Annotated in this window: 20 protein-coding genes; 6 read left to right on the plus strand and 14 right to left on the minus strand. The window is 75.1% G+C overall.

Going from position 1 to position 24,525, the window contains the following annotated elements:
* Nucleotides 1-206: 206 nt before the first annotated feature.
* The 5 genes from moeZ to LPU61_RS09850 form a co-directional block, all read right to left on the minus strand.
* Nucleotides 207-1,454, minus strand: a complete 1,248-nt coding sequence (moeZ, locus tag LPU61_RS09830) for an adenylyltransferase/sulfurtransferase MoeZ (RefSeq protein WP_229404740.1) — start codon at nt 1,452-1,454, stop codon at nt 207-209.
* A gap of 40 nt (nt 1,455-1,494) precedes the next feature.
* A complete protein-coding gene (locus LPU61_RS09835; protein ID WP_229404741.1) occupies nt 1,495-2,397 on the minus strand; it encodes a DUF3152 domain-containing protein in 903 nt (300 codons plus the stop codon).
* A 160-nt stretch (nt 2,398-2,557) separates the two neighbouring features.
* Nucleotides 2,558-3,412 (minus strand): DUF3152 domain-containing protein, encoded by an 855-nt coding sequence (locus LPU61_RS09840; protein WP_374199637.1) that lies wholly within the window; start codon nt 3,410-3,412, stop codon nt 2,558-2,560.
* Nucleotides 3,413-3,498: 86 nt separating this feature from the next.
* On the minus strand, nt 3,499-4,473 hold the full coding sequence (locus LPU61_RS09845; protein WP_043966488.1) for an alpha/beta fold hydrolase: 975 nt from the start codon (nt 4,471-4,473) through the stop codon (nt 3,499-3,501).
* Between the two features lie 44 nt (nt 4,474-4,517).
* Nucleotides 4,518-7,403, minus strand: coding sequence for a hypothetical protein (locus LPU61_RS09850; RefSeq protein ID WP_229404742.1), 2,886 nt, complete (start codon nt 7,401-7,403; stop codon nt 4,518-4,520).
* Between the two features lie 147 nt (nt 7,404-7,550).
* Between LPU61_RS09850 and LPU61_RS09855 the strand changes: the two genes are divergently transcribed.
* The 4 genes from LPU61_RS09855 (at nt 7,551) to LPU61_RS09870 (ending at nt 11,850) form a co-directional block, all read left to right on the plus strand.
* Nucleotides 7,551-8,189 (plus strand): TetR/AcrR family transcriptional regulator, encoded by a 639-nt coding sequence (locus LPU61_RS09855; RefSeq protein ID WP_043965396.1) that lies wholly within the window; start codon nt 7,551-7,553, stop codon nt 8,187-8,189.
* Nucleotides 8,190-8,254: 65 nt separating this feature from the next.
* A complete protein-coding gene (locus LPU61_RS09860; RefSeq protein WP_007073114.1) occupies nt 8,255-8,482 on the plus strand; it encodes a DUF3107 domain-containing protein in 228 nt (75 codons plus the stop codon).
* Nucleotides 8,483-8,867: 385 nt separating this feature from the next.
* Complete coding sequence (locus LPU61_RS09865; RefSeq protein ID WP_043965393.1) at nt 8,868-10,529, plus strand: DEAD/DEAH box helicase; 1,662 nt, start codon at nt 8,868-8,870, stop codon at nt 10,527-10,529.
* Between the two features lie 166 nt (nt 10,530-10,695).
* Nucleotides 10,696-11,850 carry an SAM-dependent methyltransferase gene (locus LPU61_RS09870; protein ID WP_043965392.1) on the plus strand — a complete coding sequence of 385 codons (1,155 nt, stop codon included), beginning with the start codon at nt 10,696-10,698 and terminating at the stop codon, nt 11,848-11,850.
* Nucleotides 11,851-11,948: 98 nt separating this feature from the next.
* Here the strand turns inward: LPU61_RS09870 and LPU61_RS09875 are convergent, their stop codons facing one another.
* Nucleotides 11,949-12,410 carry a hypothetical protein gene (locus LPU61_RS09875; RefSeq protein ID WP_043965391.1) on the minus strand — a complete coding sequence of 154 codons (462 nt, stop codon included), beginning with the start codon at nt 12,408-12,410 and terminating at the stop codon, nt 11,949-11,951.
* Nucleotides 12,411-12,686: 276 nt separating this feature from the next.
* Here LPU61_RS09875 and LPU61_RS09880 point away from each other — a divergent pair, with 276 nt between their 5' ends.
* Nucleotides 12,687-13,103, plus strand: coding sequence for a helix-turn-helix transcriptional regulator (locus tag LPU61_RS09880; protein ID WP_043965390.1), 417 nt, complete (start codon nt 12,687-12,689; stop codon nt 13,101-13,103).
* 61 nt (nt 13,104-13,164) lie between these two features.
* Here the strand turns inward: LPU61_RS09880 and LPU61_RS09885 are convergent, their stop codons facing one another.
* The 8 genes from LPU61_RS09885 to LPU61_RS09920 form a co-directional block, all read right to left on the minus strand.
* The gene (locus LPU61_RS09885; protein ID WP_229404743.1) at nt 13,165-14,121 is read right to left on the minus strand and encodes a hypothetical protein; all 957 of its coding nucleotides are present in this window, start codon (nt 14,119-14,121) and stop codon (nt 13,165-13,167) included.
* A 145-nt stretch (nt 14,122-14,266) separates the two neighbouring features.
* The gene (locus LPU61_RS09890; RefSeq protein ID WP_229404919.1) at nt 14,267-16,405 is read right to left on the minus strand and encodes a RecQ family ATP-dependent DNA helicase; all 2,139 of its coding nucleotides are present in this window, start codon (nt 16,403-16,405) and stop codon (nt 14,267-14,269) included.
* A 56-nt stretch (nt 16,406-16,461) separates the two neighbouring features.
* The gene (locus LPU61_RS09895; RefSeq protein WP_229404744.1) at nt 16,462-17,577 is read right to left on the minus strand and encodes a branched-chain amino acid ABC transporter permease; all 1,116 of its coding nucleotides are present in this window, start codon (nt 17,575-17,577) and stop codon (nt 16,462-16,464) included.
* The gene (locus LPU61_RS09900; RefSeq protein ID WP_043965382.1) at nt 17,574-18,464 is read right to left on the minus strand and encodes a branched-chain amino acid ABC transporter permease; all 891 of its coding nucleotides are present in this window, start codon (nt 18,462-18,464) and stop codon (nt 17,574-17,576) included. Before LPU61_RS09900 ends, LPU61_RS09895 begins: the two co-directional genes overlap by 4 nt.
* Nucleotides 18,461-19,192 (minus strand): ABC transporter ATP-binding protein, encoded by a 732-nt coding sequence (locus tag LPU61_RS09905; protein ID WP_229404745.1) that lies wholly within the window; start codon nt 19,190-19,192, stop codon nt 18,461-18,463. The genes LPU61_RS09900 and LPU61_RS09905 overlap by 4 nt, the downstream gene beginning before the upstream one ends.
* Entirely contained in the window at nt 19,189-19,932 is a 744-nt protein-coding gene (locus LPU61_RS09910) for an ABC transporter ATP-binding protein (RefSeq protein ID WP_043965379.1), read from the minus strand. The genes LPU61_RS09905 and LPU61_RS09910 overlap by 4 nt, the downstream gene beginning before the upstream one ends.
* A gap of 3 nt (nt 19,933-19,935) precedes the next feature.
* Nucleotides 19,936-21,141, minus strand: a complete 1,206-nt coding sequence (locus LPU61_RS09915; protein WP_043965378.1) for a substrate-binding domain-containing protein — start codon at nt 21,139-21,141, stop codon at nt 19,936-19,938.
* A 771-nt stretch (nt 21,142-21,912) separates the two neighbouring features.
* On the minus strand, nt 21,913-23,073 hold the full coding sequence (locus tag LPU61_RS09920) for a glycerophosphodiester phosphodiesterase (protein WP_077938238.1): 1,161 nt from the start codon (nt 23,071-23,073) through the stop codon (nt 21,913-21,915).
* A gap of 105 nt (nt 23,074-23,178) precedes the next feature.
* Here LPU61_RS09920 and LPU61_RS09925 point away from each other — a divergent pair, with 105 nt between their 5' ends.
* Entirely contained in the window at nt 23,179-24,513 is a 1,335-nt protein-coding gene (locus LPU61_RS09925; RefSeq protein ID WP_043965376.1) for a TrkH family potassium uptake protein, read from the plus strand.
* Nucleotides 24,514-24,525 lie beyond the last annotated feature (12 nt).

Here is a 24,525-nt window from a genome sequence, read left to right on the forward strand (position 1 = left end):
GGAACGCTACCGACGCAGACGCGATCCCACCTCGGATGGTCGGCCGGGCGACACTGGGCGAGCAGGTGCCAACGGTGGGCGAGCAGGTGCCGTCGGCCGGCGGGTGGGTGGGTGTGAGAAGGGCCCCTTCTCTGCCGAAAGCGTTGAGAAGGGGCCCTTCCTTGCACCGCCAGCGCTTGCACCGCCAGCGCTGGCGCCGGTCGTGCTCAGTACGCGGGGAGCGAGGGGTCGATCTGCTTGATCCAGGACAGGACGCCGCCCTGGACGTGCACCGCGTCGCGGAAGCCGGCCGCCTTGAGCGCGGCGAGCGCCTCGGCGGAGCGGACGCCGGACTTGCAGTGCAGCACGATCTGCCTGTCCTGCGGCAGCTTCGCCAGCGCCTCGCCGGAGATGATCTCGCCCTTGGGGATGAGCGTCGAGCCGGGGATCCGGACGATCTCATACTCGGCGGGCTCGCGGACGTCGATGAGGAAGATGTCCTTGCCGGCGTCCTGCCACTCCTTTAGCTCGGCCGCGGTGATGGTCGCGTCGACCACCGCCTCCTGGGCCTCGACGGAGACCGCGCCGCAGAAGTCCTCGTAGTCCTCCAGCAGGTCGGTGACCGTCGGGTTCTCGCCGCAGAGCACGCAGTTCGGGTCCTTCCGGACCTTGATCTTGCGGTAGCTCATCTCCAGGGCGTCGTAGACCATCAGCCGGCCGACCAGCGGCTCGCCGATGCCGGCGAGCAGCTTGATCGCCTCGTTGACCTGGATCGAGCCGATCGACGCGCAGAGCACGCCGAGCACGCCGCCCTCGGCGCAGGAGGGGACCATGCCGGGCGGCGGGGGCTCCGGGTAGAGGCAGCGGTAGCAGGGGCCGTGCTCGGCCCAGAACACCGACGCCTGGCCGTCGAACCGGTAGATCGACCCCCAGACGTACGGCTTGCCGAGCAGCACCGCCGCGTCGTTGACCATGTAGCGGGTGGCGAAGTTGTCGGTGCCGTCGACGATCAGGTCGTAGCCGGAGAAGATCTCCCGCACGTTGTCGCGGTCCAGCGCGGTGTTGTGGATCTCCACGTTGACCAGCGGGTTGATCTCGCGGATCGACGCCGCGGCGGACTCGGCCTTGGACCGGCCGACGTCGGAGACGCCGTGGATGACCTGCCGCTGGAGGTTGGACTCGTCGACGGTGTCGAAGTCGATGATGCCGAGCGTCCCGACGCCCGCCGCGGCCAGGTAGAGCAGAGCCGGCGAGCCGAGACCGCCGGCGCCCACACAGAGCACCCGGGCGTTCTTCAGCCGCTTCTGCCCCTCGACCCCGACGTCGGGGATGATCAGGTGGCGCGAGTAGCGGCGGATCTCGTCAACGGTCAGCTCGGCGGCGGGCTCGACGAGCGGGGGCAACGACACGGTGGACTCCCCGGGATCGGCGTGGGTGACGAGCCATTGTCGCTCGCCGAACCGCCGATCGGCCATGAGCAGGGACACCCGCCCGACATGCGGGAGCGGGAATAACTCAGGTGCCCGGGGTCGGCTCCCCCGCGTACCGCTTGCCGTCGAGGTAGGGCCAGGGGTTGGCGACGCAGCCGTCGAGGCCGTACGTCTGCTGCTGCATCACCGGCGCGGGCTCGCCCGGCCCCGGGCATGCCTCGTGCAGCTCGCCGAGCTCGTGCCCGACCTCATGGTTGACCACGTACGCGCGGTAGACGTCCAGCGGGGCGCCGTAGTCCGGGACCGCCTCCATCCACCGGGCCAGGTTGATGATCACCTGACCGGGCAGACGGCAGGAGGTGTACCGCTCGGTGCGCAGCCCGCCGAGCGCGCACATCCGCTCCGAGGTGACGGGGGTCGCCAGGTAGACGGTGAAGTCCACCTCGGGTGCGGAAACGTCGGAGGCGTCGGGGGCGGCGTCGGCGGCGGCTTCCGGGCCGGCGGGGGCGGCGGGCCCGGCCACCCGTTGCAGGCGCAGGTCGCCCGAGGCGATCCAGCTGCGCGGGTCGCCCAGCGCCTCGTCGACCACGGCGGCGAACGCGTCCGGGTCCTGGCCGGTGTCCCGCTCGACGAGCACCCGGTAGCGGCGCACCGGCCCGCCCGTCCCCTGGACCGGGGACTGACCCGCCGCGGCCGCGAACCGGCCGGGTCCGCTGGTCGGCCAGCCGCCCGACCGCCCGGGGGCGGCCCGCTCGGCCCGGCCGTTCTGGTCGGCCCGGTCTCCCTGCGCGACCCCGACGCTGTGGTCGCCCGCCCCGGCCCCCGCCCCGCCGGGGTCCGCCGGCCCGGTCGGCGGCACCGCGCCGAGGACCAGGAGCGCGGCGGCGACGACGGCGACCAGGGCGGACAGGCCGCCGAGCGCCGTACGAAGGCGCGAGCGACCCGGCCGCCGGGGGCGGTACGCCCCGGATGGGGAGAGGGAAGTCACCCCGTCAGCCTGACAGACAAAACGCGCCCAACTGCGCTTTTGCCGCCCTCAGCGCGAAAAGCCCTCGCCTTTCCCGGCGCGCTGCGCCCCGGTCACAGCGGCGCGGCCCGCCCCGGCCGCAGCGACGGGGGCCGCCCCGGTCACCGTGGCAGGGCACCGGTCACAGCGGCGGGCCGGCGTAGCGGCGGCCGTCCCGGTACGGCCACGGGTTGGCCACGCAGCCGTTGAGGAAGAGGGTCTGCTGCATCATCACCGGCGCCGGCCGGCCCGGCTTCGGGCAGCGCTCGTGCCCGTGCCCCAACTGGTGCCCGACCTCGTGGTTCACCACGTACGTCCGGTAGACAGCCAGCGGCACCCCGGCATCGACGAAGTGCGGCACCGACAGCCGCCACCGGTCCAGGTTGATGATCACTTTCCCGGGCGCGCGGCAGGAGGTGTAGGGCCGCCCGCCCACCCGGATGTCGACCCCGCCGGCCGCGCACATCCGCCCCGCCGTGCCGGCCGTGGCCAGGTAGACCGTGAAGTCGTGCCGGGCCGCGCCGGGCACCCGTTGCAGCCGCAGCCGGCCGCTGTCCACCCAGCTTCCCGGCCCCGCCAGCGCCTCCTGCACCGCCGTGCCGAAGTCGCCCACGTCCTCGCCGGCCTCCCGTTCCACCGCCACCCGGTAGCGGCGCAGCGCGCCGGCCGTGCCGAGCACCGCGCCGGGACGGTCGTCGTACCGGAAGCCGCCCCCGCCGGCCGACGGCACGGGGCCCGGGATCCGCAGCACCGGGGACGGGCCGGGCGCCGGCGGGGATCCGGTGTCGACGGGCGGGGGGCCGCCGAAAGCCGCCGCCGGAGGGCCGCCGGGGCCCGGCGACGACGCCGGGAGGGCCACGCCGTTCGCCGGGGCCGGCGTGCGGGCCGCCTGGTCGACGGCCAGCGCCTCGACGTCGGTCGGGGGGCCGCCGCCGGTCGGGGGCCGGGCCGTCAGCAGGACCGCGCCGGCCAGGACGCACCCGGCGAGGGCGGCCACCGACAGCAGGGTACGCCGCCGGGCGGCCGGGGCTGCGGGGGAATTCGGGCGGGAAGCGCGACGAGGCAGGAATCCGGGCATCCCGGTCAGGATGCCACGTCACGGACCGTCACGGGGTTCGCCACTTCGTCGAGCAACCCGAGCACCGCGCGGGCCACCGTGCGGGGCACCTCCAGCTGGGCCACGTGCCCGACGCCGCGCAGCATCAACAGCCGGCTGTCCGGGATCACCCGGGCGGCCTGCGGCGCCACCCGCACGTCGACCAGCCGGTCCGCGGACCCGCCGATCACCAGCGTCGGCACCCGCACCGCCGCGGCGAGCCGCCACAGCGACTCCGGCCCCCGCAGGTACGAACGCAGGAAGCTGGAGACCAGGCCGCGGAAGGTGCGCACGTACACGGAGGCGTAGTGCGCGGCCTGGTAGCGCAGCAGGATCTCCTCCAGCGCCTCCTGCCGGCGCTGCTCGCTGATCCGGGTCAGGTCGGCCACGCAGGACTCCATCACCTGCTGCGCCATCACCTTCGGGTCCAGCCGGGCCAACTGCCAGCCGACGAGCCGTTCCCCGCGCGGCACGGCCAGCAGGGGCAGCATCCGGCCCTGCAACGAGCGGCGGAAGTCCAGGAAGGGCAGCGCCGGGGAGATCAGGGTCAGCGTGCGTACCAGGTCCGGGCGCAGCGCGGCGACCCGCACCGAGACCGCCCCGCCCAGCGAGTTGCCGAGCAGGTGCACCGGCCCTCGGTCGGAGTGCTCGATCCAGCGGACCACGTGCTCGGCGAACGCGGGGACCGTGTAGCGCCGGCTCGGCTCGCTGTGCCCGAACCCCGGCAGGTCGATGGCCTGGCCGTCGAGCCGGTCGGCGAGCAACCCGGCCAGGTCGGTCCAGTTCTGCGACGACCCGCCGAGGCCGTGGACGTAGAGCGCCGGCTCGGCCCCGCCGGCGGTGGCCGGGGTGTCCCGGACGTAGGTGACGGAGCCGTCGAGGCGTACCTCCCGACCCGGCCACGGCGGCGGGGTCCCGTGCGGGGGCAGGTGGTGGTCCGGCCCGAGGATGGCGGCTTTCATGGCACCAAGTCTGCCCGCGCCGCCGGCGTCCCGCCCGCCGTCGGTCACGCCAGCAGCGCCTCCAGGCGGCGGTTGACGGCCGCCAGGGTGGCCCGGACGACGGCCTGCCGGGGATCGCCGGCCACCAGTGCCGAGCCGGCGAGCTGCTCGACCCAGCCGTCGCAGACCAGCAGCACCACCACCGTGGCCACTTCGCAGTTGCCGAACGGCACCACCGCCGCGTGCTCGACGAAGCACCGGCCCCGGTCGGGCTCCTGCTCGCCGCCGCGCAGCAGCTGGTCCACCGCCGCCGCCGCGGCGACGGCGCAGAGCCGCAGCACGTAGCCGTCCACGGCGGGCCCGGTCGCGTACCCGGATGCGGTTTCCTGGTCGGCGAGGAGGCGGACCTCGACGTTCGCGTCGAGGCCGAACGTGCTGACCTGGACGTGGTCGATCACCACGCGGGGCCCCGGCGCGCCGCCGGTGTCCAGCGGTCGCGACGGCGCGGTCTCCGTCGTGGTCATCTGCCCACCGGAGTACGAGGAGCCGAGCGTCGCCGGGCTGCCCGTCGCGAGGCCGGCCGGGGCGGCGCTGACCTGGCCCGGCTCCTCCACGGCGGCCCGGCCCCGGTGCGTGGTCGCCTGGCGACGCCGGCGCGGCGGCTCCCCCACCGGGTCGGCCCGGCGGTCGAGCCGGGGCGGCGGCGCGTCGGCGGGCGGTCGGGCCTCCGGCAGCCGGCCGGCGGCTCCCCGGGGGTCGGCGGGACGACGCTCGGGGGGCCGGGGGGCGGCGCCCCGCAGGTCGGGGCGCGCCTCGGCGGAGCGACGACGCACGGGCGGCGGCGGGGCGCTCGGCGTCCCCGGAATGTCCTGCGGGGCGGCGGCCAGCCCCATCCGCTCCTGCAGCAGGCGGGCCACCTGGCGGCTCACCTCGGCGGGGTCGGCACCGTCGGCGAGGTCGAGCCGCAGGCTGTGCGCGCCGGCCGGGGTGCGGCGCAGGGCCGCGTCCCGCACCCCGGCGACACCGCGTACGGCGTCGAGGATGGCGTTGACGTCGAACCCCTCGGGCCGCTCCTGCGGCGGGGCGGGCTCGTCGTCGCGACGAAGGTGGGTGGCGATGCGGGCGAGCTCCGGGGTCTCGGCGGGGGGCTCCACGGCTGGCGGCTCCGGCACGACGGGCACGTCCGGTTCGGCGGGGACGCGCTGCGGCAGCACCGCCGTGCGGTCCGGCTGCCGGCCCCCGTCGGCCGGGGCGGCCGGGGTCACCGGGTCGGGTGCGGATCGGCGGGCCGCGTACGGGGGTGCGCTCGTCGGGGCGGGCGCGGGTGGGGTGCGGACCAGCCGGCCGATCCCGCTCGTGGCGGGTGCGGCGGTCGGCCCGGCACCGGTGGCGGTCGGCGGTTGGCCGGGTGCGTCGGTGGGCGGGGCGTCCTCGGGGACCGGACGGAGCCGGAAGGGCCGGGCGGCGGCGGCCCGCACCTCGGCCGGGTCGACGGCTGCGGCGGCCGAGGTCTCGGGCCCGGCGGCGGGCGGGGCGGACGCGGGGCGGACACCGGCCCAGGCGGGGCGCTCGGCCGGGCCCGGGGCGGGTCGGGCGGCCGGGTCGGCCCCGGCACGCGGCTCGGACCCGGGACGGGGCAGCTCGTACGGGCGGATCGGCTCGGCCCGCACCGGCTGGTACGGCCGGACCGGCTCGGCGCGCACCGGCTCGTACGGCCGGATCGGCTCGGCGGCGTAGGGGTGGCCCGGCTCCGGCGGGTGGCCTCGACCGGGCTGGGGGGCCCAGTCGGCCGCCCGGCCCTCGCGCGACGACGGACCGGCCTGCTCGGTCTCCGCGCGTGCCGGGCCGACCGGCTCGGCCTCTGCGCGGGCCCGGCGCCCGGCCAGCTCGTCGATGCCGGCGTGGCGGTCGGCGGTGTCCTCGTCGGCGCGCAGGCGACGCCCGGCCGACCCGTCGTCGCGGGACCCGCGGGCGGGCTCGCCCTCGTCGTCGCGGGAGCGGCGGCCGGCCGGCTCGGCCTGGTCGCGGGACCACGGCGGGGCCCACCCCCCGCCCCAGCTCGGGCGGTTCCAGTCGGGGCCGGCCCAGCCCGGCGGGGGTGGCGCGGCGCTCTCGTCACGCCCCCGGACCGGCCCACGGTCGGGCTCGCCGGGATGGCCGGGATAGCCGCCGCGATCGGGCTCACCGGAATAGCCGCCACGGCCGGGCTCGCCGGGATGGCCGGCACGGCCGGGGTCGGCCGGATAGCCGCGCGGATCGTCGTCCTCGGGCGGGAAGCGGTGGGCCCAGTCGTACGGCCCGCCGGCCGTCGCGCCCTGGTCGAGGGCGGACCGGTCGGCGGGGTAGCCGCGCGGCGCGTCGAAGCCGGCGTCGGCCGGCGGGACCTGACCGGCGGGGGGCGCGGACGCCGGGGCGTCGCCGTCGGGCCAGTGGCCCAGGCGAGGGGCCGGCTGGTCGTCGGAGGAGTGCCGGGCGGCGGGGTCCGGGTCGGTGCCGCGCGACGGGCCGGCCGAGCGCTCCAGGGCGGGGGCCGGGCGCTGCGCGGGGACGGTCAGCCGGTCGTCGTCGGTCCCCCAGGCGGCGTCCTCGGGCAGCGGCGGCGCGCTGACCGGCGTCGGGCGGCCGGGACGCGACTCGTCGCCGGTGTGGCTCACGCCGTTGACGTGCGGGTGGCCGTTGACCCGGGTCGGGGGCTCGCCCCGGGTGGCCGGGCCGGGCAGGGGGGCCGGCAGGTCGCCGTGGCGGGGCGACGAGGCGCCCCAGCCGGACGCCGGCTCGGTGCGGCCCCAGCCGGACGGCGCCTCCCGCGACGCGCCGGCGTCGCCGCCACTGGACCAGCCGGTCGCCGAGGGCGCCCACCCGCTGACGGAACGGGCGAGGTCGTCCTGCTGACCCGTGCCGTCGCCGTGCTCTCCCGGGGTGGCGGCACCGGGTTGCCCTGCTTCACTCACCGCGCGCTCCTTGGTCGCCCCCGCTGAGGCTACCGTGTGGTGACAGTGGCGATAAGTTACAGCGGCGGGCCAATTCCGCGCGGGGTTCGTCGACCCCGACCGGTTCGGGCGATATGCCGGCTCGTACGACCAGTTTCGGAGGTTCCCATGACGGCTGTGGGGAACGGTGCCCAGACCGCCGGCCGGCCCACGCGTTTGCCCCGCTCCGCGCGGCGCAAGCAGCTGCTCGCGGCGGCGCAGGAGGTGTTCGTCGCGCAGGGATACCACGCCGCCGCGATGGACGACATCGCCGAGCGGGCGGGGGTTTCCAAGCCGGTGCTCTACCAGCACTTCCCGGGCAAGATGGAGCTCTACCTGGCGCTGCTGGACACGCACTGTGACGCGATCGTGGCGAAGGTGCACGACGCGATGCGGGGCACCAACGACAACAAGGAACGCGTCAGCGCGTCGGTCCGCGCGTACTTCGACTTCGTCGACCACGAGAGCGAGGCGTTCCGCCTGGTCTTCGAGTCCGACCTGCGCAACGACCCGGCCGTGCGGCAGCGGGTGGAGCGGGTGGAGCAGGGCTGCATCGCCGCGATCACCGACACGATCATCTCCGACACGGGGGTGAGCCGGGCGCACGCCGAGCTGCTCGCCTCCGGCCTGGTCGGCGCGGCGGAGACGGCGGCGCAGTTCTGGCTGGCCGGGGGCCGGCAGGTGCCGAAGGCCGAGGCGGAGGCGCTCGTGGCGGCGCTGTCCTGGCGGGGCATCGCCAGCTTCCCGCTGCAGGGTGAGTCAGCCTGAACATCCGGCCGTGAGATCGGATAGCCTTCCCACGGCGGCTTTTTCGCCCCAGTTGAGGAGGCACCGTGGAGGTCAAGATCGGCGTGCAGTACGCGCCGCGCGAGCTGGTTCTGGAGAGCGCGCAGTCGCCGGCCGAGATCGAGCAGATCGTGACTGACGCCTTCGCGAAGGACGAAGGGACGCTCTCCCTGACCGACGAGAAGGGCCGGCGGGTCATCGTTCCGGTCAACAAGGTCGCCTACGTCGAGATCGCCGAGGCCTCGCCCCGGGCGGTCGGTTTCACCGTTCGCTGATCTCCCTGCGGGAGACCGGCGGCCAGAGGTGCTGGCCGGCCCGACCGCGCAGGTCGGCCGGCCGGACCTCTCCACCCATCCGAAACGCGTCGCAGCGGGCGCAATCGGGTAGGGCTGAAGTGACCCAGGTCACAATCACCGACCCCGACTGTGGGGACCCTGTCCTGAACAGGGACGACACCGGGGCGGCTCAGGTAGTATGGGGCAGTTGCCGTGGGCGCCGATCTGGCGAAGGGTCGATTCCGGCCCGAAGCCCTGCACCACGGCGCGCGTGCGGCCCGGTCCGGCTCGGCGATCTCCGCCCCCGACCGTGTGGCCCGCGCCACTACCGTCCGCGCCCTGAGGACCTGAGGGGCGCACCACGAGAGGGCACCCCCAAATCCATATGAGCGATCAGATCTTCGATCCCACAGCCGGCCAGGAGCTGGCACCGACCGCCCCGGTCCGCCCGGAGGCACCCACCTTCGCCGAGCTCGGCGCCCGACCGGAGACCGTCGAGGCGCTGGCCGCGGCCGGCATCACCCGCGCCTTCGCCATCCAGGAGTACGCGATCCCGATCGCGCTGCGCGGCGTCGACATGATCGGCCAGGCGCCGACCGGCACCGGCAAGACCCTCGGCTTCGGCGTGCCGCTGCTGGAGCGCGTCTTCGCCCCGGCCGAGGGCGGCGACGGCGTGCCGCAGGCCCTCGTCGTCGTCCCCACCCGCGAGCTGGGCATCCAGGTCGCCAAGGACCTCGACGCCGCCGGGCGCACGCGGGGCGTCCGGGTGCTGCCGATCTACGGCGGCGTGGCGTACGAGCCGCAGATCGACGCGCTGCGCAAGGGCGTCGAGATCCTGGTCGGCACGCCGGGCCGGCTGATGGACCTGCAGAAGCAGAAGCACCTGCGCCTCGACCGGGTGCGCGCGCTGGTGCTCGACGAGGCCGACCGGATGCTCGACCTGGGCTTCCTCGACGACGTCGAGAAGATCCTCGCGATGCTGCCGGAGGACCGGCAGACCATGCTCTTCTCGGCCACCATGCCGGACCCGATCGTCACGCTGTCCCGGCGCTTCCTGCGCCAGCCGATGACGATCCACGCCGGGCACACCGCCGAGACCGGGCCGTCGCCGCAGACCGAGCAGCTGGTCTACCGCACCCACTCGATGAACAAGATCGAGATCGTGGCCCGCATCCTCCAGGCGGAGGGGCGCGGCCTCACCATGATCTTCACGCGCACCAAGCGGGCCGCCGACCGGGTCGCCGAGGACCTCGACTTCCGCGGCTTCGCCGTGGCCGCCGTGCACGGCGACCTCGGCCAGGGCGCCCGGGAGCGGGCGCTGCGCGCGTTCCGGGCCGGCAAGATCGACATCCTGGTCGCCACCGACGTGGCCGCCCGGGGCCTGGACGTCAGCGGCGTCACCCACGTCATCAACTACGACTGCCCCGAGGACCAGGACACCTACACCCACCGGATCGGCCGCACCGGCCGGGCCGGCGCCACGGGCGTCGCGGTGACCTTCGTCGACTGGGACGACATGCCCCGCTGGCGGATCATCGACAAGACGCTCGGGCTGGAGATGCCGGAGCCCCCGGAGACCTACCACACCTCGCCGCACCTCTACACCGACCTGGCCATCTCCCGCGACGTCACCGGCACCCTGCCGACGGCGGAGCGGACCCGGGCCGGGCTGTCGGCGGAGGTCGAGGAGGACCTCGGCGGCCGGTCCCGGCGCGGCGAGTCCGGCGGGCGGGGCCCCCGGCGCGGTGAGCGGGGCGAGTCCCGTGGTCGCGGCGAGCGCCGTCGCGCCCGGCCCGACGGCGACGCCGCCGACGTCCCGGCCGAGCAGGCCGCCGAGGGCGAGGCCCGCACCCCGCGCCGCCGGCGTCGCCGCCGGGTCGGCGAGGCGGGGGCCGGCGAGCCGACCGCGGTGGTCTCCGCCGAGCCGTCCGGCGCCGAGCCCGCCGCGACGGCGGCCGACGGCGATCCGGCCAAGCCCCGCCGCCGCCGACGCCGCCGGGGTGGCGGTTCCGGCCCGGGTACGCCCGCCGAGGCGACCGCCGACTGACCACGCGCAACGTCGACATCCCCCGCCCGGTCCCACCGGCGCGGGGGATGTCGCTTTCCGGCGGCGGCCGACCGGGCGGAGCGCTGGGCACGCACGGCGTCCCGCCGGAAGATCACCGCCCACCGCCCGCCACGCCGGGGAGAATCCCGGCGAGGAAGATGGAGAGATGCCCGAACCCCTGGACGCCGCCCTGACCGAGGTCCGGGCCCTGCTGCTCGACCCCGCGCTGACCCGGGCCGTCGCCGCCGGCCGCCGCAAGGGGCACCGCCCCTCGGTGGTCCGCGCCGAGCTGCGCCCCGTCGTCCTCAAGGCGGGCCCGAGGTTGCAGCTCGCCACCTCCGACGGGGCCCGCCCGCACACGCGCAATCTCGCGCCCGGCGCGGAGGCCGGCGCGGCCGTGGACGCCCTGCTGGCCGAGCCGTTCGGCAACTGGCACGTGGAGACGACCGACGTGACGCTCCAACTCCGGGTGACCAAGTCCGGCGAGGCGCAGGTGCACCGGGCCGCCGCCGCCCGGCCCGCCGCCGAGCCGGGCGGGCACGACCGGGCCAAGGAGTGGCTGCTCGACCCGGGCGACCCGATCTTCGCCGAGATCGGCGGCACGGCGGCGAAGCGCCGGCAGGTGGACGCGTTCCTGCGGGCGCTCGCCGCGACCCTGCCGGACGACCTCGCCGGGCCGCTGCGGGTGGTCGACCTGGGCTGCGGCAACGCGTACCTGACCTTCGCCGCGTACCGGTATCTCACGCAGCGCGGGCTGGACGTGCGGCTGGTCGGCGTCGACGTGCGGGAGGACCAGCGGCAGCGCAACACCGAGCTGGCCGGGCGGCTCGGCTGGGCCGACCGGGTGACCTTCGTGGCGGGCACGATCGCCGACGCGGTGGTCGACCCCGCCCCCGACCTGGTGCTGGCTCTGCACGCGTGCGACACCGCCACCGACGAGGCGCTGGCCCGGGCGGTGCGCTGGGACGCCCGCTGGGTGCTCGCCGCGCCCTGCTGCCACCACGACCTCGCCGCCCAGTTGCGGACCCGGCCGGCTCCGGCCCCGTACGACCTGCTGACCCGGCAGGGCATCCTGCGCGAGCGCTTCGCGGACGTGCTGACCGACTCGCTGCGGGCCGCGCTGCTGCGGCTGCACGGGTACCGGACCGAGGTGGTCGAGTTCGTCGACTCCCGGCACACGCCCCGGAACCTGCTGATCCGGGCGCGCCGGGCGGGCGGTCCGCCGACGGCCGAGCAGCGGGCGGACTACCGGGCGCTGGTCGACCAGTGGCGGGTGACCCCGCGCCTGGAGACGCTGCTCGCCACGCCGCCGACCGGCTGACCCGGCCCATCCTCGGGCGCCGCCCGAACCCCGGCCCGCCCTTGCCGTGGCCGCGGCCCGCGCCGGTCCGGCCCGGGGCCGTTCTCCTGCCGGTCCGCTCAGCGGCGGCGGTCGCCGCTGCCGCCCCGGTCCCGCCCCGGGGGCCGCTCGTTGCCGGCGCTGCGGTCGAAGGCCGAGAACCGGTCGCCGCGCCCCCGGCCACCGGGCCGCTCGGCGTCGGGCGACACGGTCGGGAACGGCACCACCTTGGCCGGGGTCTCCGCGTTGCCGGCGGCGGCGAAGGCGTTCCAGGAGATGTCGACCAGGAGCCGCTTGAGCTCGGCGTGCCGCACCGCCGCGTTGCGTTGCAGGGCCAGGCGCACGCCGAGCACCACGCCGACCAGCGTCGTGGTGACCGCGCCCGCAGCGGCCAGGACGTGCGCCCCGGTCACCCGGTCGGCGTGGACCACCAGGACGAGCAACCAGCCCCAGAAGCCGGCGGCGAAGACGCCGGCCTTGGCGACGAAGAAGAGACTCACCGCACCCGGACGGTGCGGCACCGGACGGCTCGGCTCGGTCATGCGGCTCCTCATCGGCGGTCACGGACGGCCACGGACGGTGGGCGGACGAGCATCGAGCTTAGTTGACGTACGGCAATCACCCGCAGCGACCGATACGCTTCCCGTGGGAACGTTCCCACTCGGCGGGAAAGAACATGAGGGATATTCGCAGGTAGCCGCCCCGGGACGGCACCGATCGGGACGAAGGGGGCGAGCAAACGCTTGCTTCCGCCATCGGTGGGACTACCCTCAGGGGGCATCGCCCCGTGCTCCGGCCCGAAGGAAGACCGCGCAGGAATGGCTTCGCCAGAGGTTTCGCCGCAGATGGCGTTCGCGCGTTTCGTGCGACGCGCCATCGACGACGCCCGCGAGGAACGGGGCTGGACCGTCAGCGACCTGGCGTCGCACACCGGCGTGGGCCGGTCCACCGTCTTCCGCTGGCTCGCCGGCGACTGGCAGGACTACCCCGAGCTGGCGAAGGTGCGCGGTTTCTGCGCCGCGCTCGACCTGCCCGTGACGGCGGCCTTCCGGGCCCTCGGGCTGCCCGACTCCGGGCCCGTCCCCCGGCGGCGCGGCGACGAGGGGCCAGTCGAGGCCGACGTCCGGGTCATCCTCCAGCGGCTGGCCGACCCGGCCGTGCCGGCCGAGGAGAAGCACCACATCCGCGACCTGCTCCGCTACCTGGCCCGCCGCCCGGTCCGCCGCGCCGGCTGAGCCGCCCCGGCCCTGGCGGGTCACCCGGCCCACCGGCCCCTGGCCGTCGCCGCCGAGCGGGTCAGGGCACGATCAGGGTGAACTCGGCCGTCCGCACCACGCCGGCCACCTGGAAGTCGAGGTAGAGCCGGTAACTGCCCGGCCCCGGCACGGTCACCTGGAAGCTCACCCCCGCCGTCGGCGGCCCCGCCTCCGGGTGCACGTGCAGATATCCCAGGTCGCCCTCGCGCAACGCCACCAGGTGCCCGTACGCGCCCAGGTAGCGCTCCAGCGGCGCGGCGGTGCCGTCGGCGGCGCGCACCTCGAACCGCAGCGGCCGGGTCACACCGATGCCGGGCTCGCCGGACCAGCTCACCGCGAAGTCGTCCACGGTGGCGGTGCGGGACGCCGCCGGCAGCGGCCGGGGAGCGTACTCCCCCGGGACGGCCAGGTCGGTGCCCAACGTCCGGGCGCTCTGCCCGCCGTCGTCGGTGACCAGCGTGAAGTCGGCGTACGCCCGCCAGACGCCCGGCTGCGGCAGGGTCAGCGGGACCGACCAGGTGCCGTCCGTCGCCATCGTCGGGTGCAGGTGCTGGTAACCGGTGAGGTCGCGGCGCACCACGATCATGTGCATCGGCTTGTCGTGCACGACCGCGAACCGGGTCACCGGCCGCCCCTGGGCGTCCCGGATCTGGAACCGGAACTCGCCGGCCCGCCCGGCGGCGAGGTCGGCCGCCAGCGGGGCCAGCGTCCAGCCGCCGGAGCTGACCGCGAGGCCGCCGACACCCGTCGGGTCGCCCCCGTCGGCGGTGCCGCCGTGGTCGTGCGCCCCGGTGCCGGGGGCATGGGTGTGGTCCGCGCCGGCCGGGGCAAGCGCGTAGCCGCCGGCCGCCGGGGGCGGGTTGAGCCGGCCGAGGCCGAACCCGAGCAGGACCGCGAGCACCAGCCCGCCGACGACCAGCGCGAGCCGCAGCGTGCCCCGGTCGACCAGCAACCCGGGCTGCTGCGGCTCCCCGCCGTCGGGAAGCTGATCGGTCATCCGCCCACCGTACCGTCGGGCCCCGCCCAGCCTGGTCAGCGACCGCGCGGCGTGGCCCTGGTCGCAATCCGCCGCGCCCGGGAACTTTGCAAGGAAGGGCCCCCGGTCAACGCATTCTGTTGTACAGGGGGCCCTTCCTAACGCCTCAGCCGGCGACGGCCAGCGCCAGGGGGAGCACGTCGGGTGCGCCCGCCCGACGCAGCAGCCGGGCCGCCATCGTCAGGGTCCAGCCCGTGTCGACCAGGTCGTCGACGAGCAGCACCGGCCCGTCCAGCCCGGCGAGAGTGTCCGCCAGCCCGTCCGGCAGGGCGAAGGCGTCGTGCAGCGCGCGTACCCGCTGGGCGCTGTTGCCGCGCGGACCGTCCGGGCCGGCGGCGCCCGTGGGAACGACCGCGCCGAGCAGCGGCAGCCGGCCCACGGCGGCGATCCGCTCCGCGAGCGAACCGACCAGCTCCGGCCGCCGCCGGGAGCCGACCGCGACCACGCCGACCGGGCGGCGCGGCCACGGGTCGTCGCCGTGCGCCCACGCCTTGAGCACCTCGACGACCGCGCCGGCCACGTCGTCGGGGACCGGCCGGTCCGCCGCGCCGGGGCCGACCAGCTCCCGGAGTCGGCCACCCCAGCCCAGGTCGGACAGCCGCCCCACGGCCCGCCCCGGGAGCGCCTGCTCCGCCGGGGGGATCCGGCCCTTCAGGGGTACGCCCACCGCGTCCAGCCCTGTCGGCCACAGCTTCTTCGGCGGGACGTCCACCCCGGGGCGGCCGAGGAAGCCCTGGGCCGCGCCCAGCGCCGGCGAGGACACGTCGGCGGTGAACAGCGGGCCCGCGCAGCGGTCGCACCGGCCGCAGTCGCCCGCCCCGGCGTCGTCCAGGCACTCCCGCAGGTACCGCAGGCGGCAGCCGGGCGTCGTCGCGTACTCGCGCATGGCCTGCTGCTCGGCGGTGCGCGCCTGGGCGACGCGGCGCAACCGGGCCTCGTCGTAGACCCACGGCTCGCCCGTGGCGAGCCAGCCGCCACGCACCCGGCGGACCGCGCCGTCCACGTCGAGGACCTTGAGCATCAGTTCGAGGCGGGCCCGGCGCAGGTCGACGATCGGTTCGAGGGCCTGCGTGGACAGCGGCCGGTCGGTGTGCAGGGCGGCCAGCACGGCGCGCACCTGCTCCTCCGGCGGGAACGCCAGCGAGGCGAAGTAGCGCCAGATGGCCGCGTCCTCCGCGCCGGGCAGCAGCAGCACCTCGGCGTGTTCGACGGCGCGCCCCGCGCGGCCGACCTGCTGGTAGTACGCGATCGGCGACGGCGGCGCGCCCAGGTGCACCACGAAGCCGAGGTCGGGCTTGTCGAAGCCCATGCCCAGCGCCGACGTCGCGACCAGCGCCTTGATCTTGTTGTCGAGCAGGTCCTGCTCGGCGGCCCGCCGGTCGGCGTCCTCGGCCTGCCCCGTGTACGAGGCGACCGGGTAGCCCCGGGAACGCAGGAACTCGGCGGTCTCGCCGGCCGCCGCCACGGTCAGCGTGTAGATGATCCCGGAGCCGGGCAGCTGGTCCAGGTGGTCGGCGAGCCAGCCGAGCCGGTGCGCGGGGCTGGGCAGGTCGAGCACCCCCAGGCGCAGCGACTCCCGGTCCAGCGTGCCGCGCAGCACGAGCGCGTCGCCGAGCTGCTCGGCGACGTCGGCCGTGACGCGGGCGTTCGCGGTGGCCGTGGTGGCGAGCACCGGCGTACGCTCCGGCAGGTTCGCCAGGAACGTGCGCAGCCGCCGGTAGTCGGGCCGGAAGTCGTGCCCCCAGTCGGAGACGCAGTGCGCCTCGTCGACGACGAGCAGCCCGGTGGTCGCGGCCAGCTGAGGCAGCACCGCGTCCCGGAAGTCGGGGTTGTTGAGCCGCTCGGGGCTGATCAGCAGCACGTCCACCGCGCCGTCGTGGATCTCCGCGGTGATCGCGTCCCACTCGTCGAGGTTGGCCGAGTTGATGGTGCGGGCCCGGATGCCGGCGCGGGCGGCGGCCTCGACCTGGTTGCGCATCAGCGCCAGCAGCGGCGACACGATCACCGTCGGCCCGACGACGGCGGCTCCGGAGTCGGCGGGTGGGCCCTCCCCGTCACGGTCGCGCAGGAGGGCGGTGGCCACGAAGTAGACGGCCGACTTGCCCCACCCGGTGCGCTGCACGCAGAGCACCCGACGCCGGTCCACCACCAGCGCCTCGATGGCCCGCCACTGGTCCTCCCGCAGCCGGGCGTGGTCGCCGGCCAGCCGGCGCAGCACCGCCTCAGCCCGATCCCGCACCGCCACCCGTCCCTGCTGATCCACCCCCCATTCCTACCAGCCCCGGCCCCCCGCCCCGTCGATCAAGGGGTGCGACGGGCGGGCAGGTGGCGGGTCAGCGGGCCGAGGCGGGAGCGGAGGCTGGCCAGGCCGCCGGGGAAGAAGTAGACGGCCAGGATGAACACCGTGCCCAGCACGAACAGCGGCTGGCTCAGGGGGCGACTCAGGAACGCCGGCAGCGACTCCACCGCGTCGCTGCTGCCGAACGCGGTGAGCCGGTGGTCCAGGTACATGTAGCCGACGCCGCCGAGCACCGGCCCCCAGCGGGTGCCGGGGCCGCCGAGCACCACCATCACCAGCAGCGACAGGGTCAGCTCGCTGGAGGTGATGTGCGGCGACGCGCCGCCGACGATCAGGCAGTAGACGACTCCCCCGCCCGCCGCGAGCCCGCCGGCCAGGGTGAACGCGACCAGCTTGAACCGGTACGGGTCGAGCCCGAGCACCCCGATGCGCCGCTCGTCGTCGCGCAGGCCGGCGAGCACCCGCCCCGTCGGCGACCCGGACACCCGGTGCACCACGAACACCACCAGGGCCAGGTACGCCAGCGCCAGCCAGTACAGGTTGACGGTGTTGGCCACCCCGACCAGCCCGGCGGGCAGCCCCGACACGTCCAGCGGCAGCCCCTCCTCGCCGCCGGTGAGCCCGCCGAAGTCCCGGGCCACCAGGATCGCCCCGACCTGCGCGAAGGCGAGGGTGACCATGGCGAACGCGATCCCGGCCGTACGCAGCGCCACCGCGCCGAGCAGCCCGGCGAGGATCGTCCCGCCGACGATCGTGAGCAGCGCGGCCTGCCACAGCGGCAGCCCGGCCCGGGTGACCAGGATGTCGTTGCCGTACACGCCGGCGGCGAAGTAGAGGGCGTGCCCGAAGGAGAGCATCCCGGTGCGCCCGAACAGCAGGTCGTAGCCGGCGGCGAGGCCGCCGAAGACGAGGCAGACGGCGAGCAGTTGCAGGGTGCCGGGCGAGTTCAGCGGCCCCTCGAAGACCCCGGGCAGCTCCAGCGTCGAGTACGGCAGGACCGCCGCCACGGCCAGCGCCACCAGCGGCAGGTACGGCCGCAGCCCGTGCCAGCCCCGCCGGTGCGGGGTCAGCTCGTCCGGCACCCGCGCCGGGGGCGCCTCGACCATCGAGTCGGTCATGCGTGAGCCACCTTTCCGGCGATGCCCTGCGGGCGCAGCAGCAGCACCACGGCCAGCAGCGCGACGACGCACAGGTCGCCGACGCCGGACGCGCCGTAGTAGTTGACGAACTGTTGCAGCAGGCCGACGGCGACGGCCGCGTACGCGGAGCCGACGACGGAGCCCATGCCGCCGATCACCACCACGATGAACGCGAAGATCAGCAACGAGCCGCCCTGGCCGGGCGAGACGGTGCCGAAGTAGACGCCGCCCAGCGCTCCGGCCAGCGCGGCGGCGGCCCCGCCGATGGCGAAGACCAGGGTGAACGCCCTGCGCACGTCGATGCCCAGCGCGGTGACCATCTCCCGGTTCTCCACGCCGGCCCGGATGATCAGCCCGTACCGGGTCCAGCGCAGGAACGCCAGCAGCGCGCCCAGCACCGCCGCGGCGGCGACGATCAGCAGCAGCCCGCCGTTGGGCACCTGCGCGCCGAGGATCCCGGTGACCTGCCGGGTCCAGGCGGGGCGGGGGAACGGGCGGGCGTCCGCGCCCCAGGTGGCCTGGAGCAGCGCCACCCCGGCCAGCGACAGGCCGACGGTGACGAGCACCTGCTCGATGGTGCGCGAGTACAGCGGCCGGATCAGCACCAGCTCGACGAGCACGGCGACGAGCGTGCCGGCGGCCACCCCGAAGGCGACGGCGAGCACGAAGCCGAGCCCCTCACCGCCGGCCCCGGGCAGGTTGCCCGCCGCCCACCACGTCCCGTACGCGCCGACGCCGAGGAACAGCCCGTGGGCGAAGTTGAGCACGTCGGCGAGGCCGAAGACCAGCGACAGCCCGGACGCGACGAGGAAGTAGAGCGCCGCCAGGCCGAGCCCGGTCAGCGTCAGCAGCACGATCGTGTTCACGCCCGCACCTCCGGAGTCCCCACGCCCAGCAGCGAGCGGGTCAGCTCCGCCGAGCCCAGCAGCTCGCCCGCGCCGCCGGCCCAGGCGACCCGGCCGGCGGAGAGCACCATCGCGTCGGTGGCGAGCCGGCGGACCACGGCGAGGTTCTGCTCGACCAGCAGCACCGGCACCGTCTCGGCGACGCGTTCCAGCACCTCGGCCACCTCGGTCACCACCTTCGGCGCCAACCCCTTGGTCGGCTCGTCGACCAGCAGCAGCCGGTTGTCGTTGAGCAGCACCCGGCCGATCGCGAGCATCTGCTGCTGCCCGCCGGAGAGCGAGCCGGCCCGTTGCCGTCCGCGCCGGTCCAGCTCCGGGAAGAGCGCGAAGACCCGGTCGTACGCCGGGGTGCTGCCCCGCCGCTCGGCGAGCCGCAGGTTCTCGGCGACGGTGAGCCCGGCGAACACGTCGCGGTCCTCCGGCACGTAGCCGAGCCCGGCGCGGACGAGCCGGTGGGTGGGGCGGTCGAGCAGGTCCCGCCCGCCCATCCGCACGGTGCCGCGCGCCTCGCCGCCCCGGGGCGTCAACCCGAGGACGGCGCGCAGGGTGGTGGTCTTGCCGACGCCGTTGCGCCCGAGCAGCACGGTCACGCCGGTCGGCGCGACGGTGAACGACACCCCTTGGAGGATGTGCAGCCCGGCGATGCGCACCGACAGGTCCTCCACCGAGAGGATCGGTTCGCCCGTCACAGCGCCTCCCCCAGGTACGCCTCCTGGACGGTGGCGTCGGCCATCACGGTCTCCGGGGTGTCGCAGGCCAGCAGCGCGCCGTGGTGCATCACGGCGATCCGGTCGGCCAGTTCGAGGATCACGTCCATGTGGTGTTCCACCATGAGCACGGACCGGCCGCTGTCGCCGGTCAGCGACCGGATCACCGCGACCAGTTCGGGCACGTCCTCGGCGCTGACGCCGGCCATCGGCTCGTCGAGCAGCATCACCCGGGGCTCCCCGGCGAGCAGCAGGGCGATCTCCAGCTTGCGCTTCTCGCCGTGGGCGAGGGTGCCGGCGAGCGCCGTACCCCGGTGGTGCAGGCCGACCCGGTCGAGCGCCGCGTCGGCGGCGGCGGCCACCCCCCGGTCGGCCGCCGCCCGCCGCCACAGCTTCATCGAGCCACCCCGGTGCGCCTGTACGGCGAGCCGCACGTTCTCCCGCACGGTAAGCGACCCGAACACCGACGACGACTGGAAGGTACGCCCCAGCCCGCGCCGGGCCCGCCGGTGCGGCGGGAGGGCGGTGACGTCCTCGCCGTCGAGCAGCACCTGGCCGGCCGTCGGCGGGCGCAGGCCGGTGATCAGGTTGAACAGGGAGGTCTTGCCGGCGCCGTTCGGCCCGATCACGCCGAGGAACTCGCCGGGCGCCAGGTCGAGGTGCACGCCGTCGACGATGGCGACCTCACCGATGCGCCAGGTCAGGGCGCGGGTGGCGAGCACGGGTCAGCCCTTCATCTGGCCGACCGGCGGCGCGGTCTCGTCGCCGGTCAGGCTCTTCTGCGCGGTCGCCGTGTACGCGCTGCCGCTGCCGGTCAGCTTCGCCTGGAACATCGGCTGGAGCAGGGCGTGGTCCTCGGCGCGGATCGTCATGGTGCCCTTGACGCCCTCGAAGCTCCAGCCCTCCAGCCCTTTGATCATCTTGTCCACGTCGTCGCCACCCTGCTCGACCGCGCGCACGACCATCTGGGCGGCGGCGAAGCCGTCGGGGTGGAACAGGTCGAGGGTGCCGCCGGGGACCTTCGCCTTGGCGGCCTTCGCGGCCTCGGTGTCGGCGGCACCGTCGAACCAGTGCGACAGGAAGGAGATCTTGGTGCCGGCCGCGCCGAACGTGGGCCAGGACGCGCGGATGTCCAGCCCGGTCACGACCGTGGTCGAGGAGAGCACGCCCTGCTGGTCGAGGGTCTGCCACATGGCGGGGGCGGTGGTGCCGGCCCAGGCGACGAAGAGCAGGTCGGGCTTCGCAGACCTGATCTGGCTGGCGAACGGGGTGAACTCGGTGGCGCTGGCCGGCGCGCGGACGCTGCTCACCGTGGCCCCGGCACCGCCGATGACGGCCTTGACGGCGGCCTCGTTGGCGTCGCCGAACGCGCCGTCCTGGGCGAACACGACGACCTTCTTGCCGGTCGGGTCGCCGATGAACGACTTCGCGGTCACCACGTCCTGGTAGGACTGCCGCCCCGAGCGGAACGTGTACCGGTTCGCCCCGGTCACGGCGTCGGTGGCGGCCGGGCCGGAGATGAACAGGACCTTGTTCTGGGCGGCGATCGGGGCCACCTGGAGGGCCACGCCCGACGACGTCGAGCCGGCGATGATCTTCGTGCCCTTGCCGATCAGGTCCTTGGCCGCCGACACCGCCTTCGCCGGGTCGCCCGCGTCGTCGACCTCGGTGACCTCGATCGCCCGGTCGCCGACCTTGCCGGTGCCCCTGGTGGCGAAGTCGAGCCCGGCCCGGAACCCCTCGATGTACTGCTTGCCGTAGCTGGCCAGCGCTCCCGACTGGGAGTAGACCAGGCCGACCTTCACCGGGGCGGCACCGTCGCCGCCGCCGGAGGCGGTGTCCTGCGGGCTGCCACAGGCCGTGGCGGCGAGCGCCGCAGCCATCATCGTGGCGGCGGAGAGGAACACCCGCCGCGTCGTCCGGACCGTCATTGCGACTCCACGTGAGGACTCGGAGGAAGTTAACATCATGTGTCGGATCACGCTAGAAGTGACGTCACCCACGAGCCATGTGGCGGAAACACACAAGTAACGATGAATGGGTGGCCCGTCCGGACAGTCACGCGATGGCAGCACGGCCGCCCCGCACGTGCCGGGGGCCGATCGCCACGCCGGCAACTGGCCGGTGTGTCGCCGCCCGCCACCGCCACCTGCCACCCGTCGGCTGTCGGCTGTCGGCTGTCGGCTGTCGGCTGTCGGCTGTCGGCGATGATCGACTCCATGTCGGGGAGATGGGCCTGTCCTGCCTCGCCGATACCCCCACCTGCCCGACATGACGGGCTGCGCCTGGGCTCGGGCCTCGTTCTCGCCGGCTAGGGAGCTGATGTCGCAGATGACTCGGCACCGAAAGCCGGGCTGCTCGACCCGGGTCGGACAGGTCTGCTGCACCGGCAGGTGACAGGTGTGGTCACGCGGCCTGACCAACCTGCACTCGGAACGTGACGGTGCGGGCCCGATCCACTTGCGCTCGGAACGTGACGGTGCGGGCCCGATCCACTTGCGCTCGGAACGTGACGGTGCGGGCCCGATCCATTTACGACATCAGCTCCCTGGTCGGCAGGACAGGGAGCCGCACCGCCAGCCGCAACGCACCCAGCCAGCGCGGCACGCCCAACCAGCGCGGCACGCCCAACCAGCGCGGCCTGCCCAACCAGCGCGGCCCGCCCCCGGCGGAGGGGGCGGGCCGCGTTCGTGCGAGTTCGGTCAGTGGCGGGGCAGGCCGGCGCGGGCGGCGACGGCGGTATCCGGCTGGTCGGCGAAGACGCCGTCCAGGCCGAGGCCGTAGAACAGCTCGTACTCGGCGGTGATGTCGCCGCGGGCGTTCGGGTCGGCACCGATGCGGAAGTCGGCCGGCAGGAACTGGTTCTCGGCCCGGAACGTCCAGGCGTGCACCACCAGCTTGAGCCGGTGGGCGTCCCGGATCAGGGCGGTGGGGGCGAGCAGCTTGCCGGCGGCGTCCCGGGGGACGATCAGGTTCTTGTTCGCGCCGACGCCGTCGGCGTACCCGGCGATCCACTTGAGGCCGGAGGCGGTGGCCAGGTCGGCGTAGGTGCGGGGGTCACCGGCGAGGGTGAAGTCGTAGGGGCGGCCCGACGCGTCGAGGAGCTGGGCCAGCTTCACGTCGGTCAGCTTGTCCAGCTTGCGCAGGTTGGCCGTCTCGAACGACTGGATGATCACCGGGTCGTTGCGGTGGGTGAGCTTGTTCGCCTTGAGCACGGCGACGAGGCGCTCCTCCAGGGGCAGCCCGATCGAGGCGAAGTAGCTCGGGTGCTTGGTCTCGGGGTAGACGCCGATCGTGCGGCCCCGGGCCTTGCTCTCGGTGCGGGCCAGGTCGATGACCTCCTGGAGGGTGGGCACCGGGAGCTTGCCGTCGAACGCGGTGTTGGCGACCCGCACCTGGGGCAGCCGCTCCTTGGCCCGCAGCGTCCTCAGCTCGGCGAGGGTGAAGTCCTCGGTGAACCAGCCGGTCACCGACACCCCGTCGATGGTCTTCGTGGCCTTGCGGGCGGCGAACTCGGGGTGGGCCGCCACGTCGGTCGTACCGGAGATCTCGTTCTCGTGCCGGGCGACGAGCTGGCCGTCCTTCGTCGGGACCAGGTCCGGCTCGATGTAGTCGGCGCCCATCCGGATCGCCAGCCGGTACGCCTCCAGGGTGTGCTCGGGCCGGTAGCCGCTCGCGCCCCGGTGGCCGATGACCAGCGGCCGGTCGGCGGCCCGGGACCGGTCCGCGGCGGCCGGCGGGGCGGCGTCCGGGGCGGTGCCGGGGGCGGCCTCCGGCTTCGCCGAGGCGCTCATGGCCGGCACCGCCACGGCCGCCGCGAGCAGCGCGCCGGCCAGGCCGAGGGCGGAAAGGGTACGTCGCAACGCCGTCTCCTGTCGTCGAGGGATCGCGCCCAGCAGACCGGGGCGGGTTGACGGACAGATGGCCGTTTCGGCACCGACGGTCGGCGGGGAACGGAAGATTGTCTGGTGCACCGGTTTCTCCGTCACCCCGTGCGGCTGGTGCCGTTCGGGTTCCTGGCGGCGATCCTGCTCGGCACCGGCACGCTGATGCTGCCGGCGGCGACCAGCGCGCACCGGTTCACCCCGTTCAGCACGGCGTTCTTCACGGCCACCTCGGCGGTCTCCGTCACCGGCCTGTCCGTGGTCGACACCCCGACGTACTGGAACGGGTTCGGGCTGGTGATGATCACCGTGCTGACCCAGGTCGGCGGGTTCGGCATCCTCAGCGGCGCGACCCTGGTGGTGCTCGTGGTCGCCCGGCAGCTCGGGCTGCGCAACCGACTGCTGGTGCAGGCCGAGACCGCCGAGTTCGGCATCGGCGACGTACGCGGGCTGCTGCTGCGCATCGCGGGGACCATGGTCGGCTGCGAGCTGGTGATGACCGCCGTGCTCGCCGGCCGGTTCTGGCTCGGCTACGACTACCCGCCGGGCCGGGCCCTCTGGTACGGCTTCTTCCACGCCGTGCAGGGGTTCAACAACGGCGGCTTCGCGCTCTTCTCCGACAGCCTCGTCGGGTTCGCCCGGGACCCGTGGATCTGCCTGCCGATCGCGTTCGGCACGATCGTCGGCGGGCTGGGCTTCCCCGCGCTGTTCGAGGCGTCCCGGGAGTGGCGGACGCCGGGCCGCTGGGCGATCGCCACCAAGCTCACCGTGTGGGGCAGCGTGGTGCTGCTGGTCGTCGGCTTCGTCGGCCTGCTCGCCGCCGAGTGGCCCGACCCGCGCACCATCGGCGGGTACGACGTCGCCGGCAAGGTGCTGGCCACCTTCACCCAGAGCGCGCTGGTCCGCACCGGCGGCTTCGCCGTCCTCGACACGGCGGGGCTGGACGAGGAGAGCGTCCCGCTGCTGGTGGCGCTGATGTTCATCGGCGGCGGCAGCGCCAGCACGGCGGGCGGGATCAAGGTCGCCACGTTCTTCCTGCTCGGCTTCGCCATCTGGGCGGAGCTGCGCGGCGAGCCGGACGTCATCGTGGGCCGGCGGCGGGTGTCCACGGCGAGCCTGCGGCAGGCCCTGACCGTCGCCCTGCTCAGCGTCGCGCTGGTGGTCGGCGGCACGGTCGTCCTGCTGCTGCTGACGGAGGGGCTGGCCTACCACCGGGCGCTGTTCGAGGTGACCTCGGCGTTCAGCACCACCGGGCTGTCCACGGGCGTCGCGCAAACCGTCGCCGAGCCGGGCCAGTTCGTGCTGACCGTGCTCATGTACGTCGGTCGGGTCGGGCCACTCACCCTCGGGTCGGCGATCGCGTTGAACACCCGACGACGGCTGTACCGCTACCCGGAGGAGCAACCCATTGTCGGCTAGGAACACGGACGG

The organism is Micromonospora sp. NBRC 110038 (genome assembly GCF_020884815.1).
Classification (GTDB): Bacteria; Actinomycetota; Actinomycetes; order Mycobacteriales; family Micromonosporaceae; genus Micromonospora; species Micromonospora haikouensis.

Excerpts from the sequence above, each read along its gene's own strand:
- LPU61_RS09855 (WP_043965396.1), top strand. The coding sequence starts at position 7,551 with ATGACGGCTGTGGGGAACGGTGCCCAGACCGCCGGCCGGCCCACGCGT.
- LPU61_RS09885 (WP_229404743.1), bottom strand. The coding sequence starts at position 14,121 with ATGACCGATCAGCTTCCCGACGGCGGGGAGCCGCAGCAGCCCGGGTTG.
- LPU61_RS09845 (WP_043966488.1), bottom strand. The coding sequence starts at position 4,473 with ATGAAAGCCGCCATCCTCGGGCCGGACCACCACCTGCCCCCGCACGGG.
- LPU61_RS09870 (WP_043965392.1), top strand. The coding sequence starts at position 10,696 with ATGCCCGAACCCCTGGACGCCGCCCTGACCGAGGTCCGGGCCCTGCTG.
- LPU61_RS09875 (WP_043965391.1), bottom strand. The coding sequence starts at position 12,410 with ATGACCGAGCCGAGCCGTCCGGTGCCGCACCGTCCGGGTGCGGTGAGT.
- LPU61_RS09915 (WP_043965378.1), bottom strand. The coding sequence starts at position 21,141 with ATGACGGTCCGGACGACGCGGCGGGTGTTCCTCTCCGCCGCCACGATG.
- LPU61_RS09880 (WP_043965390.1), top strand. The coding sequence starts at position 12,687 with ATGGCTTCGCCAGAGGTTTCGCCGCAGATGGCGTTCGCGCGTTTCGTG.
- LPU61_RS09865 (WP_043965393.1), top strand. The coding sequence starts at position 8,868 with ATGAGCGATCAGATCTTCGATCCCACAGCCGGCCAGGAGCTGGCACCG.
- LPU61_RS09895 (WP_229404744.1), bottom strand. The coding sequence starts at position 17,577 with ATGACCGACTCGATGGTCGAGGCGCCCCCGGCGCGGGTGCCGGACGAG.
- moeZ (WP_229404740.1), bottom strand. The coding sequence starts at position 1,454 with ATGGCCGATCGGCGGTTCGGCGAGCGACAATGGCTCGTCACCCACGCC.